Annotated in this window: 7 protein-coding genes; 5 read left to right on the top strand and 2 right to left on the bottom strand. The window is 46.5% G+C overall.

The window, feature by feature from the left end; translation table 11 throughout:
• Positions 1-33: 33 nt before the first annotated feature.
• The gene (locus FHQ30_RS02680) at positions 34-1,344 is read right to left on the bottom strand and encodes an extracellular solute-binding protein (RefSeq protein ID WP_139612335.1); all 1,311 of its coding nucleotides are present in this window, start codon (positions 1,342-1,344) and stop codon (positions 34-36) included.
• 369 nt (positions 1,345-1,713) lie between these two features.
• On the opposite strand from FHQ30_RS02680, the gene FHQ30_RS02675 reads away from it, so the two are divergent.
• The 5 genes from FHQ30_RS02675 to ppx all read left to right on the top strand — a co-directional run bounded on the left by FHQ30_RS02675 (position 1,714) and on the right by ppx (position 12,351).
• The gene (locus FHQ30_RS02675; RefSeq protein ID WP_139610707.1) at positions 1,714-2,910 is read left to right on the top strand and encodes a DUF8462 domain-containing protein; all 1,197 of its coding nucleotides are present in this window, start codon (positions 1,714-1,716) and stop codon (positions 2,908-2,910) included.
• Between the two features lie 88 nt (positions 2,911-2,998).
• A complete protein-coding gene (gene tamA, locus FHQ30_RS02670) occupies positions 2,999-4,705 on the top strand; it encodes an autotransporter assembly complex protein TamA (protein ID WP_267963771.1) in 1,707 nt (568 codons plus the stop codon).
• Positions 4,705-8,679 (top strand): autotransporter assembly complex protein TamB, encoded by a 3,975-nt coding sequence (gene tamB, locus FHQ30_RS02665; protein ID WP_139610706.1) that lies wholly within the window; start codon positions 4,705-4,707, stop codon positions 8,677-8,679. Before tamA ends, tamB begins: the two co-directional genes overlap by 1 nt.
• Positions 8,680-8,731: 52 nt before the next feature.
• Entirely contained in the window at positions 8,732-10,822 is a 2,091-nt protein-coding gene (gene ppk1 / locus FHQ30_RS02660) for a polyphosphate kinase 1 (RefSeq protein ID WP_139610705.1), read from the top strand.
• 5 nt (positions 10,823-10,827) lie between these two features.
• Entirely contained in the window at positions 10,828-12,351 is a 1,524-nt protein-coding gene (gene ppx, locus FHQ30_RS02655; RefSeq protein WP_139610704.1) for an exopolyphosphatase, read from the top strand.
• 27 nt (positions 12,352-12,378) lie between these two features.
• On the opposite strand, the gene uxaC is transcribed toward ppx, so the two are convergent.
• Positions 12,379-13,782: a glucuronate isomerase gene (gene uxaC / locus FHQ30_RS02650; RefSeq protein ID WP_139610703.1), complete on the bottom strand. Its 1,404-nt coding sequence runs from the start codon at positions 13,780-13,782 to the stop codon at positions 12,379-12,381.
• Positions 13,783-13,795 lie beyond the last annotated feature (13 nt).

Raw genomic sequence — 13,795 nt, 5'->3', positions numbered from 1 at the left:
AAGATCAACAGCCCCTAAAAACCGCACTTCGACTTATTTCACCGTCTGCGCAAAACGAGACAACAACTGATTACCGTCTTTTTCTATTACACTCAACGCCTGATCAACCGTGGTGGCACCGGTGAAGACTTTGGTCACTTCGCTACGGATCACTTCACGAATTTGTGGATAGAACCCCAAACGGTAGCCTTTGGTCCACTCACCGCTCGGCAGATTCAACTGCAAAATACCGGTTTCTGCCGCCGGTTCCTGCTGATAATAGCCTTCCGCTTTCACTTTTTCATAAGCGGCAGTGGTAATTGGCACATAACCGGTCTCTTTATGCCAATCCGCCTGTGTTTGCGGCAAGCTCAGGAATTTAAAGAAATCGGTAGTACAAGCATTTTGCGCCTTGGCTTTGCCTGCAAACGCAAACAACGCCGCACCGCCGATAAAGGTGTGATATTCCTGACCTTTGGTGATTGAATCCCAATACGGCAGATAGGTCGTGCCAAATTCAAAATCCGCTTGTGATTTGATTCCGCCGAAAGAACCGCTGGAGCCTAACCACATCGCGACTTCACCTTTCTCAAACGGGGTTTGGTTATCGCCCCAGCCTTCGCCGTAGTAGCCATAGTAGCCTTTGTCTTTCCACTCTTTGAATTTGCTTAACTGCATTTTCATTTCAGGATTATTGTAATTCAATTTGGTTGCTGGACCGTCGAAACCGTTATTCAGATCCGCTAATGGCAGATTGTTACGTGAATGGAAACTTTCGAACAAAATCCACGGCGAATGGGATTGCGAAAGTGCGGTATAACCGGCTTGTTTTAACTTCTCGGCAATCGCTTCAAACGCTTCCCAGGTTTTTGGCGGCTGTACCCCGGCTTTTTCCAATGCGGCTTTGTTGTAATACAAAATCGCTGCCGAAGAGTTGAACGGCATACCAATCATTTTGCCCTGACTGTCGGCATAGAAATTGCGCACGCCCGGCAGATAATCGTTTTTATCAAATTCAACGCCGCTTTCAGCAAATAGATCAGCCACCGGAATCAAAGCCCCTTTAGCATTGATGATTGTCGCTGAACCGGCATCATAAACTTGAATGATATTCGGTGCTTGTTTAGCTCGGAATGCGGCGATGCCGGCGGTTAACAGTTCTTCGTAGCTGCCTTTATAAATCGGATCGATTTTGCACTGGTTTTGTGAAGCATTGTAGCCTGCTGCCATCTTATTGACTGTTTCCCCAAGCTGTCCGCCCATGGCATGCCACCAAGTGACAGTCGTGGCATTAGTTGCGGCACTGGCAGAAAAAGAGACGGTTGCGCTGGCAAGTGCGGTAAGCAAAATTGATTTTTTTAACATAAACAATCCTTTTATGAATGGTATGCGAAATAACGTTGACTCAAGATTGAGCGAGGTTACTCTAACAAAGAATTGTTACATTTTTATGACTGTCAAAATTTGGCTAACCGCATACCATCTGCATAATTTAAATTACATATCATCACATCTAGCAACATATCTTTTGATAAACACCAGATGAAAAAACACATATCACTACATATCAATACATATATTAAAATATCTTGTGATAATGTCTCACCGATCACAATAAATCTTCAGGCATATCGATACATATTAATGAATATCTTTAAATACTTTGCTACTATGGCGTGGGTCATTAATTAAGCTAAAATACATACCTTAAAATATTTAAGGCAGGATTATTCTATGGATGCAATCAAAAATCCTTTTGTTCCCGGCGCAGGCACATCACCGCCAGAACTTGCGGGGCGTGAAACCATTATTGAAACGGCAACCGTCAGTATCAAACGGGCAAGCCTGGGCAATCAAAGTCGATCGCAAATGCTGCTGGGTTTGCGTGGTGTAGGGAAAACGGTATTACTCAACCATTTAGATGATATTGCACAACAAAACCAGCACATTACCAGCTTTATTGAAGCCAATGAAAATATTAATTTAATTGAAGTGCTTCAATCTGAAATCCAGCAAGTTCTGAAAAAATTATCCCGAATTGAAGCAATTAAAGACAAAGCCATGCGTGGTTTTTCCGTGCTTAAATCATTTTTATCGAATTTTAATTTTGAAATTAGTGGAATCTCTATTGAAATCGAACCAGAACTAGGTAGTGCCGACAGCGGCAAACTGGAATCCGATCTTTCTGAACTTTTTGTCATCCTTGGCGAGTTGGCAAAAGAAGGCAAAAAACCGTGGACTATTCTGATTGATGAAGTGCAATACCTGAACAAAACTGACTTAGCGGCGTTTATTGTTGCACTACACAAATGTAATCAAAAAAATCTACCGATTTTATTCTTTGGTGCCGGACTACCACAAGTTGCCGCAATGTCTGGCGATGCAAAATCTTATGCTGAACGACTGTTTAGTTACCCTTCTATCGGTGCATTAACCGAAGCCGAAGCCGCTAAAGCGATCAAAAATCCGATTGAACATTTGGGTGAATCCATTTCTGATAAAGCATTAGCTTTGATTTATCAAAAAACAAAAGGCTATCCTTATTTTCTGCAAGAGTGGGGTTCACAAGTTTGGGATCATGCTATTAGCGGTTCAACAATCTCAAAAACTGATGTTATCAATGCATCGCAACAGGTTTTTGATCATTTAGATCACGGTTTTTTTAGCATCCGCTTGGATCGATTAACGAATGCTGAACGAGATTATGTGATTGCGATGGCATCATTAGGCAATGGCCCTTATAAAACGCCTGAAATTGCCGCTATTCTCGGCAAAAAAAATTCTGCATTGAGTAATGTAAGACAGGGTATTATCAACAAAGGAATGATTTATAGTCCGACTTATGGTGAATTACATTTTACTGTCCCATTGTTTGACGATTTTTTAAGACGAACTTTTGTACAACACCATTTTATTCAAAGAATAATATAACCAATTTGGAGTTGATGTGAAATTATTTCAACGTTTGTTATTCACGGGAAAGATCACCCGTTTGCTACTGCTCGGTTGTGCTGTATTACTGTCAACACTTCCTCTGAAAGCGCTGGCTCAAGGGCAAACCGTTTTACTACGGGTGCAAGGCATCGACAACCCGGAATTGAGCAAGAATGTCCGAATTTATCTATCGCGATTGAGTAATGATGAAGCCGACGGGTCAGAGCGTTACCAGTATTTAGTGCGGCAAACCATTGAAAATGCGTTGCGGGCATTGGGCTATTTCAATAATCAGATTGAGTTTCAACTGCAACCACGCCCGGCGCCGGCAAAAGATCTGCTGTTTGCCAACGTTACTTTGGCAAAACCGGTGAAAAATGCACAACCGGAAATCCAAATTTTAGGCGATGCCGCACAGGATCCGGAATTTATCAAACTGAATCAAACCTTGCCCGCCGTGGGCTCGGTGCTAAATCAAGGCAGCTATGACGCCTACAAATCCGGTCTGCAAAATTTAGCCGCCAAACGGGGCTATTTTGATGCGGATTTTGTGTTGTCGCAGTTACTCGTCAGCCCCGACGAACACAAAGCGGTGTGGCATATCGTGTTCAACAGTGGTGAACGCTACCGCTACGGCGATATCCATTTTTCCCATTCGCAAATTCGTGAAGATTATCTGCGTAACATGTTGTCGATTGAACGTGGTGAGCCTTATCTGATTAATGATCTTTCCACCTTGACGGCCAACTACACCGCCAGCAATTGGTTTAGTTCGGTATTGCTGGAACCGCACTTGGATGCGGCTGCCAAGCAGGTTGATTTAGGCGTACTGCTACGGCCGAAAAAGAAAAACAGCATTGAATTGGGGATCGGCTACTCCACCGATGTGGGTCCACGTTTACAAATCGGCTGGAGCAAACCTTGGATCAACAGCCGTGGCCACAGCTTCCGCAGCAACTTGTATCTGTCGGCACCACAACAAACGGTTGAAGCCACTTATCGCATTCCATTGCTATCCAACCCGATGAATTATTATTACGAGTTTTCCGGCGGGATGGAACGGGAAAACAACAATGACACCGAATCCAGCACCATTACGCTCGCCGGTTTGCGCTATTGGAATCACAGCAGTGGCTGGCAATATTTCGCCGGTTTGCGGGCTCGTTATGACGACTTCACCCAAGCGGATATTTCGCACAAAACCCTGTTATTGTACCCAACCGTCGGTTTCAACCGCACTCGGTTGCGTGGCGGCATGTTCCCGACATGGGGCGATGCACAGAATCTGACGTTTAATATCGGGCGCAAAATGTGGGGCTCCGATGTGGACTTTTTCAGCGTTCGCGCCTCCTCCGCCTGGATTCGCACCTATCAGACCAACCACCGCTTCCTGACCCGGTTTGAAATCGGCTATCTGAATACCAATGAGTTGGAACGTATTCCACCCGCATTACGCTATTTTGCCGGTGGCGATCGCAGCATTCGTGGTTACGGCTATAAAAAAGTGTCACCGAAAGATGACGCAGGCAAGTTGATTGGTGCTTCACGCATGGCGATCGCCAATTTTGAATATCAATATCAAGTCTACTCCGACTGGTGGGCAGCGGTATTTTATGATACCGGCTTGGCGGCGGATAGTTTTTCCAGCGCCGAATTGCGCTCCGGTGCCGGCGTCGGTGTACGTTGGGCATCGCCGATCGGCGCGGTCAAATTTGATATTGCCACCCCGATTCGTGATAAAGACAACAGCAAAAATATCCAATTTTACATCGGCTTAGGAACGGAGTTGTAATGAACACAAAACATCACCCGACACAACAGCCCGAACAGCAAGCTGATCAGGCAATAGAAAAAACAACCCCCGATCACGCCGAAGCCAGCACAGCGCCGACTAAACGCAAAAAGTGCGGTTGGCGCAAGTGGCTGTGCGCCATCCTTGGCTTATTGTTGCTGTTAGTGCTGGGATTAATGGCCTTATTGAGCAGCGGTTACGGTCAACGTGGCTTGTTAAAACTGGCAGACAACTGGTTGGACGAACTGAAAATCGAACAAGTCAGCGGCAATTTAAGCGATGGCTTGCTGCTGCACAATCTGGTATATCACAGTCAAGGCATCTCAGTTTCGGTGGCGCAAGCACGTGCACAGTTGCAATTTTCTTGTCTGTGGCAACGCCGGTTGTGCCTTGATGATGTCAGTCTGCAACAGGTCAATGTGGGGGTGGATACCGCACTTTTGCCGCCATCCGACGAAAACCAGCCCGCGTCTGGCGAAATGCGGCGTATCACATTGCCGCTTGAGATTGAAGTGAACAATGTCAGCCTGACTGAAGTCAACACCCAAGTTGACAACATGCACGTGGCATTAAAGCACTTTCAAACCGCACTTTCGTTAAATAATCAGCAAGGGTTGACCATTCAACCGACTGAAATCCAACAGTTGCTGGTCACGATGTCAGGAGACAAAACGCAACAAGCAACACCTGAAACCACTCAAGCCGAAAACAGCACAGCACCGATTGACTGGCAAGCGCTGCAACAGCAACTTGCCAACCCCTTGTTGGGCAAATTACAACAAGTGATTCTGCCATTTGATATTCATCTGTTGGGGCTGCATGGTCGAGATTGGCACTACAGTGAACAATACAGCGAGCAGCGTGAAAACGGATTAAACATCGCCATTCCGACTGTCGATCTGTTGGCAGATGCCAGCGGTGAGCAAGTGCAACTGCAACAACTGAAAATCAACAGCGATCTGCTCGACCTCAATGGGCAAGGTTCGATCACTTTGGCACAGGATTTTCCGCTGAATGTCCAAATTGATGCAGATATTTATCCATTGCTGCAAAACGAAGTGTTGTTGCTACCACAAAGTGCGGTTAAGCTGCGCTTAGACGGCGCATTAAAACAAACCGCTGTATTACAGCTTGAAACCCAAGGCGCAGCTGATCTGCAACTCGATGGGCAATTTCAACTGAATCAAGCTAACAACCCGTTTCAAATCCATCTGACCAGCCCGCTGTTCCGCTATCCGTTTACGACGGCTGAACAAACAGCGGACGCAACACCACCGCAAGTGCGGTTACAAAATCTGGATTTACAGCTGCACGGCGATTTAGCGCAATACCAAATTGCACTATCCGCACAAGCCGACGGGCAGGATATTCCACCAGCCAATCTGCAGTTGCACGCACAGGGTACGATTGCTGATCTGGAGATTCAGCAACTGTTGGTCGAAGCGTTGCAAGGCAAGCTGGATTTACAGGGTAAACTGGCATGGCGTAACGGTGTCGAGTGGCAAAGTGCGGTCAAACTGGACGGCATCGACACCCGCGATTATCTGCCGGAATGGAAGGCGCTATTGAACGGCGGACTGCAAACACAAGGTGCGGTCAACGGCGAGCAGTGGCAAGTTGAGTTGAGCGAGATGGCGATTGACGGACGTTTGAATAATCAAACATTGCAATTGCGCGGCAACCTGCAAAGCCGTAACGAGCAATTGCTGAATGCGGATCAGCTGAAGCTAGTCTATGGCAACAATACCATTCTGCTGAACGGTCATTTTGACCAACAATCCAACCTGCAAGCCGATATTGATGCGCCGAATCTGGCAGGGCTGTTACCACAATTATCGGCTTCGTTAAACGGCCGCATCAACCTTCAGGGCAGTGTGCAAAAACCGTCTGCGGACATTGATCTGGTCAGCAAAAATATTGATTATCAGGACTTCCAGCTGCGCAATTTGAGTGTCAAAGGCAAAATTGATATGGACGAAATGATTGCCGGTGCGTTGTACCTCAATTTGAACTCGTTTCAATATGGCGACATCAAGCTGCAACAGACCAAATTGATTGCCGAAGGCAACGAAAAAAATCATAAGCTGAACCTGCGCACGGGCGGTGATCCGGTGTCCGGCACGTTGAATATTTACGGCAGCTTTGATCGTGCCAACGAACTTTGGCAAGGCACTTTAAGCCAAATCCGCCTCAACTCACCGGTTGGTGACTGGCGCAATAACCAAAATCTGCAACTCAGTTTTAATGCTGCAAAAACCGAAGCCGATATTTCTGCACACTGCTGGGTCAACCAACAAGCGCAACTCTGCTTTCCACAGCCGTTCAAGGCCGGCATTCAGGGCGATATTCCATTTGAGCTGAAACAGATCAACCTGGCAATGGTCAATAGTTTTTTAGAACAGAACAGTCAAGCATCCGGCATTGTCAACGGCAATGGCAGTGTCGCTTGGTACAGCGACAAACCGTTTCAATTGGCACTGGCACTCGACAGCAACGAACTGGGCTTTAAACAGCGGATCGACTACCGCACTTTCCAAATTGCACTGAATAATTTGAAAATCAACAGCCAAATTCAGGACAATAACCTGACCTTAAAGGCACAAACCGACATCAATCGACAAGGAAAATTGGTAACCAATTTGACGATTGGCGATCTGGCGGCAAGCCGTCAGTTGTCCGGCGACATCCAATTACAGCGTTTCAATTTAAACCTGCTCAGTCAATTATTAGCCAAAGGCGAGTCGATTAGCGGCAATATTAACAGTAACTTGAAGTTGGGTGGCAATTTACAGACGCCGTTGCTCAATGGTCGTTTTGAGCTCGATTCGCTGCGCGCCAAAATGTATTCCATGCCATTTGCTATCAGCGACGGACAGCTTAGCCTGACGTTTAATGGCACCAATTCAACCCTCAATGGCATCATAAAAACGCCGGATAGCCAATTAAATTTGAACGGCTCTGCCTCTTGGCGTTCACTGGAGCAATGGCAAGCGCAAATTGCGGCACAAGCCAATCGCTTCCGGCTCGATTTACCCGGAATCGCCAAAATTGATGTCAGCCCGAATGTAGAAGCCAAAGTCACACCACAGCTCTTAAGCCTGACTGGCAATGTTGATGTACCTTGGGCGCGAATTGAAATTGAGGAACTGCCGGAAAGTGCGGTCGGTAACAGCAGTGATTTGGTGATTGTCGATAGCAAAAATCGAGCAGCGATCCGTCAAGCGCTGCAAACCTCAACCCTTCAGCAACAAAATGGCATGTTGATCTCTTCCAATATTATGCTGAATATCGGCAATGATGTCTTGTTGGACGCCTACGGCTTAAGAGCCAATCTGAATGGGACGTTATCCGTGCGCCAAGAGAAAACGCTAGGACTATACGGACAAGTGAATATTCAAAATGGGCGTTACGCCTCGTTCGGACAAGATTTATTGATTCGACGCGGGCAAATCAGCTTTTCCGGCTTAGCGTCACAACCGTTCCTCAATATCGAAGCCATTCGTAACCCGGAAGCGATGGAAAACAGCAAAGTCGTTGCGGGGATCAAAGTGACCGGCATCGCCGAACAGCCGGATGTGGTCGTGTTCTCCGAACCGGGCATGTCGCAAGACGAAGCCTTGTCATATCTCTTGACCGGGCGTGGCTTAAGCAGCAGCGGCGATTCGGCTTCCAGCGCCTCGATTGGCGCCGCCATGTTGGGCTTAGGGCTTGCCAAAAGCGGGAAACTGGTCGGTGGCATCGGCGAAGCCTTTGGCATCAGCGATTTATCCTTAGATACCGCCGGCATCGGCGACAGTTCGCAAGTGGTGGTCAGCGGTAATATAACCCCACGCTTGCAAGTAAAATATGGTGTCGGTCTGTTTCAGCCATTGGCAGAGCTGACTTTACGTTATAAGATATTACCACAACTCTATTTACAATCGGTTTCAGGGGTGAACCAAGCATTTGATTTGCTGTACCAATTCGAATTTTAAAACTAAAGCGTGCTAACACGCTGTATTATAAAAATAGTCAAAAGGAGAAAACATGTTATCACTGGCAATCGATGAAAGCAGCTACACCTCGAAGGAGCTGAGCTGGTTGGCGTTTAACGAGCGAGTGCTGCAAGAGGCCTATGATGAAAGCAATCCGTTGTTGGAACGGATTCGCTTTCTGGGCATTTTTGCCTCTAATCTAGACGAATTCTATCAAGTGCGGTTCGCTAATCTCAAACACAAATTGCTGATTATTCGTGGGCAGGAATCGCAGCCCGCCAAACAGATTCGCAGCCAGTTGGCGGTTATTCAGCAGCGCACCGAAACCCTAAACAAGCAGTTTAATGAAATTTACAGTCGGCTCATGTTACGCTTGGCGAAACATAAAATCTTTTTGATTAACGAAACCCAGCTCTCCCCCTATCATCAAAACTGGCTGAAAACCTATTTTAAACAAGAGATAAAACCCTATATTTTCCCGATTATTCTGAATGAAGACATCGATTTATTAACTTCGCTCAGCGCACATAACTCCAATTTAATCATTGAGTTAAAGAAAAATAAGAAAATTCAGACGCTGGCAATTTTGCCCATTCCCTCCGATCCGATTCCACGCTTTATTGTGTTGCCGAAAGAGCGGTATAAGCGCCATCAAGGGATTGTGTTGCTGGATAACGTGTTGCGTTTCTGTCTGGAAGATATTTTTGATACTGAAATTTTTAATTACGACGAAATCAGTGCCTATTCAATCAAAATGACCCGTGATGCGGAATATGATTTGATCACTGAAGTGGAGTATAGTCTGCTGGAGTTGATGTCCTCCAGCTTGAAACAGCGAGTAACTGCACAGCCGGTACGTTTTCTATATGAAAAATCCATGCCGAAAGCCTTGCTAAAAATGCTAAAAAGGCGATTAAATATCAGTAAGTTAGATTCGGTTGAAGCCGGTGGACGCTATTTAAGTTTTAAACACCTGCTACAATTTCCGGATTTAGGTAATAAAGAGCTGGTGAATGCGCCGCTGTCGGTGATTGTGCATCCGCAATTAAAGCATGCACGCACGATTTTGGAAGCCATCAGTAAAAAAGATATTTTGCTATACTATCCATATCACAGTTTTAACACCATTTGTGAGCTGTTGCGTCAAGCTTCATTTGATCCGAAAGTTAGCGCGATTAAGATTAATCTGTATCGAGTAGCGAAAAAATCGCGTGTGATTGAAGCCTTGATGAACGCTGCCAACAATGGTAAACAAGTGACGGTGATTATCGAGTTGCAGGCACGGTTTGATGAAGAAGCCAACATCAACTGGGCGAAACGTTTGACCGACAGCAATATCAAAGTGGTGTTCTCCTCACCGGGTTTTAAAATCCATTCCAAACTGTTTCTCATCACCCGACGTGAAAACGAACAACTGGTTGATTACGCCCACATCGGCACCGGCAACTTCCACGAAAGCACCGCGCGGATTTATACCGACTTTGCTCTGCTGACCAAAAACAGTAAGATCAGCGAAGAGGTAAAACGAGTCTTCCGTTTTATCGAAATGCCATTCAGCCCGACCAAATTCAGCCATTTACTGGTCTCCCCAATCAACGTCAGAAATCGCCTGTCTACATTGATCAATCGTGAAATCAAACATGCTCAAGCCGGAAAAAAGAGCGGTATTATTCTAAAAATCAATAATTTGGTTGATCAAGAGATGGTGGATTTATTATATACCGCCAGCCAAGCCGGAGTGAAAATTCGTATGATTTTACGCGGCATGTGTTCGTTGCGCGCAGGCGTCAGTGGGCTAAGTGAAAATATCCAGATCATCAGCATCATTGATCGTTTTTTGGAACATCCGCGAGTCTATTATTTTGAAAACGACGGCGATCCGGACGTATATATCTCCTCCGCCGACTGGATGACCCGAAATTTAGATCGCCGCATTGAAGTCGGCGCACCGTTGCTGGACATCGATGCCAAACAATGTGTGATCGATATTTTAAATCTTCAGTTATCAGATAATATAAAAGCGCGTATTATTGATGCGGAAGAAAAAAACAAATACGTTCGTAACGATCAACCGCCTTGCCGCTCGCAATTGGCTATCCATGATTATTTACTGAACCAATCTAACAAAAAAATCAAAGAGTAAGCCTTATGAACCAACACACCACCACCGAATCAAATACAAAAGAGTTTGCTGCCATTGATTTAGGCTCGAACAGTTTTCACATGATTATTGTGCGTATCGTCAACGGATCGATCCAAGTTTTATCCCGCTTAAAACAACGGGTACAACTGGCGCAAGGACTAGATGACAAGCAGCAACTCAGCCGTGAAGCGATTGAACGTGGCGTGGCTTGTCTTGCCCTATTTGCCGAAAGGTTGCAAGGCTTTCCGACGGAAAATGTCAGAGCAGTCGGTACATACACGCTGCGTCGTGCCGTCAACAACGAGGAGTTTTTGACAGCAGCAGCACAAGTCTTTCCGTTCCCGATTCGGATTATCTCCGGCACCGAAGAAGCTAAATTAATCTATTCCGGCGTGTCACACACCCAACCGGAGAACGGACGTAAACTGGTGGTGGATATCGGCGGTGGCTCGACTGAAATGATCATCGGCGAGGGCTTTAATCCGCTGATTGCCGAAAGCCGCCACATGGGCTGTGTCAGTTTTGGCAAAACCTATTTTGGCGACGGTAAAATCAGCAATAAAAGCTTCAACCAAGCCAAACAGGCGGCACTGTCTAAAATTGAAGATCTGTCTTGGGAATATCGCCATTTGGGCTGGCAATCGGTGCTGGGCTCTTCCGGCACCATCAAAACCGTCAGTCAGATTATTGCAGAAAACTTCAATAACGACGGGGTTATCACCGCTGAAAATCTGCAACAGCTTATCGAACGGGTACTCAAATTCGACAGCTTCGATAAACTCAAAATTGCCGGTCTTACCGAGGATCGCATCAGCGTATTTGTGCCCGGCTTAGCAATCCTAAGTGCGGTATTCGAAAACTACCGCATCGAACAAATGCGCTATTCCGACGGTGCGCTGCGCGAGGGGGTGATGTACGGCTTAGAAAGCAGTTTTCAAGTGGACGACATTCGTGAACGCACCGTCAACAGCCTGATGGAGCATTTCAATGTCGATCAAGATCACGCACTGCGGGTTGCTGACACTGCCGTGCTGCTCGGACAAAAATACGCACGTTGGCGCAATCCGGATTTGGTTGCCGATATGCAAAATATCTTACTGTCCGCCGCCTTACTGCACGAAGTCGGCATTGCCATCAACCACAGCGGTGTACAAAAACATTCAGCCTACATTTTGCAAAACAGCGAACTGCCCGGTTTCGACCGTAGCCAACAACGACTGCTGGCTACCCTCACCCGGTTTCAGATCAAATCGTTTAAACTGAGTGACCTGACACCACAAGACAACCGTTATGAAGTTCAGGACATATTAGCTTTGATCATCTTGCTGCGGCTTGCCCTGATCATCAACCGCTCCCGCCGCGCCACCGAACTCACCGATAAATTCACGCTAGATGTCAGCAGTGATTTAGTGCAGTGGGAATTAGAGTTCGAAAATGGCTACTTAGACCGCAACCCCCTGACCCAAAGCGAACTCAGCGACGAAAAAACGTTTCTGAGCAGTTTGAATACCCAGTTGGAGTTTAAGTGATTAGATATAGGGCGGATAATCTCCGCCTTATTTAAAATAGTTTTTGGCATTATGGAAACAGATATTGCTGACCATATTGCCCAGCAGATCCAAATCATTCGGCGCTTCGCCTTTTTCGACCCATTGCCCTAGCATTTCGCACAAAATACGGCGGAAATACTCATGTCGGGTATAAGATAGAAAACTACGGGAGTCCGTCAGCATACCGACGAATTGACTCAGTAAGCCTAATTGCGAAAGCTGTTGCAGCTGGCGCTCCATGCCGTCTTTTTGATCGTTAAACCACCAACCGGAACCGAACTGAATTTTGCCGCCGACACCACCACCTTGGAAATTGCCGATCATGCTGGCAATCATCTCGTTATCACGCGGATTGAGGCAGTAAATAATGGTTTTCGGCAAATTTTCGCTTTGATCCATGCAGTCGAGCAAGCGTGACAACGGCTCGGCAAAAGTGCGGTCGGCAATCGAATCAAAACCGGCATCGGCACCCAACAGCTTAAACATCCGGCTGTTATTGTTACGCAGTGCGCCGATATGCAGCTGCATCACCCATTGGCGTTGCTGATATTGCTGCCCCAGCCAGACTAAAACCGCCGTGCTGAATTGCGCAATTTGCAATTCACTTAGTGGCTGATTATTTCTGCGCAACTGTAAAATCCGATCCAACTCTTTTTCTACCGGAATCGGCGCAAAACGCAAAATTTCAATGCCGTGGTCGGCAGATTTGCAGCCGTGCCGATCAAAGTGATCCAAACGGCTCAACAGCGCCTGTTGCAAATCGGCAAAGGTCACGATGTCAATATCGCTGACTGCGCCCAGTTCGGCTAAATAATCATTAAAGTGCGGTAGCTCGATTTTAAACGCCTTATCCGGACGGAAACTCGGCACAACGTCAATCTCAAAACTGGCATCGTCGGCGATCGCCTGATGGTATTGCAACGAATCAATCGGATCATCGGTGGTACCGACCAGTTTGACATTCATCTGTTGCATAATGCCGCGCGCCGAAAAACGGCGATCTTGCAGCATTTCATTGCATTGATGCCAGATTCGCTCGGCATTTTGCGGATTAAACAGGGTATTCGTGATACCAAACGGACGGCGCAGCTCCAAATGCGTCCAATGGTAAATCGGATTGCCGATACACAACGGCACGGTGTTCGCCCACGCCAGATATTTTTCATAATTGGACGCACCGCCGGTGATCAACCGCTCTTCCACACCGGCTGTTCGCAAGGCACGCCATTTATAGTGATCGCCTTCCAACCAAATTTCACTCAGGTCTTTAAACTGGCGATTTTCGGCAATCTCTTGCGGATTGAGATGGCAGTGGTAATCAAAAATCGGTTGTTGCGCGGCGTAATCATGATATAAACGGCGAGCGGTTTCATTCGAGAGCAAAAAGTCTTCGCACATAAAGGGGTTCATCTTATTGTCTCCG

It is taken from the genome of Testudinibacter sp. 'clade 2', assembly GCF_006227735.1.
Lineage (GTDB): Bacteria > Pseudomonadota > Gammaproteobacteria > Enterobacterales > Pasteurellaceae > Chelonobacter.
This window is presented reverse-complemented; position numbering and strand designations above follow the sequence as displayed.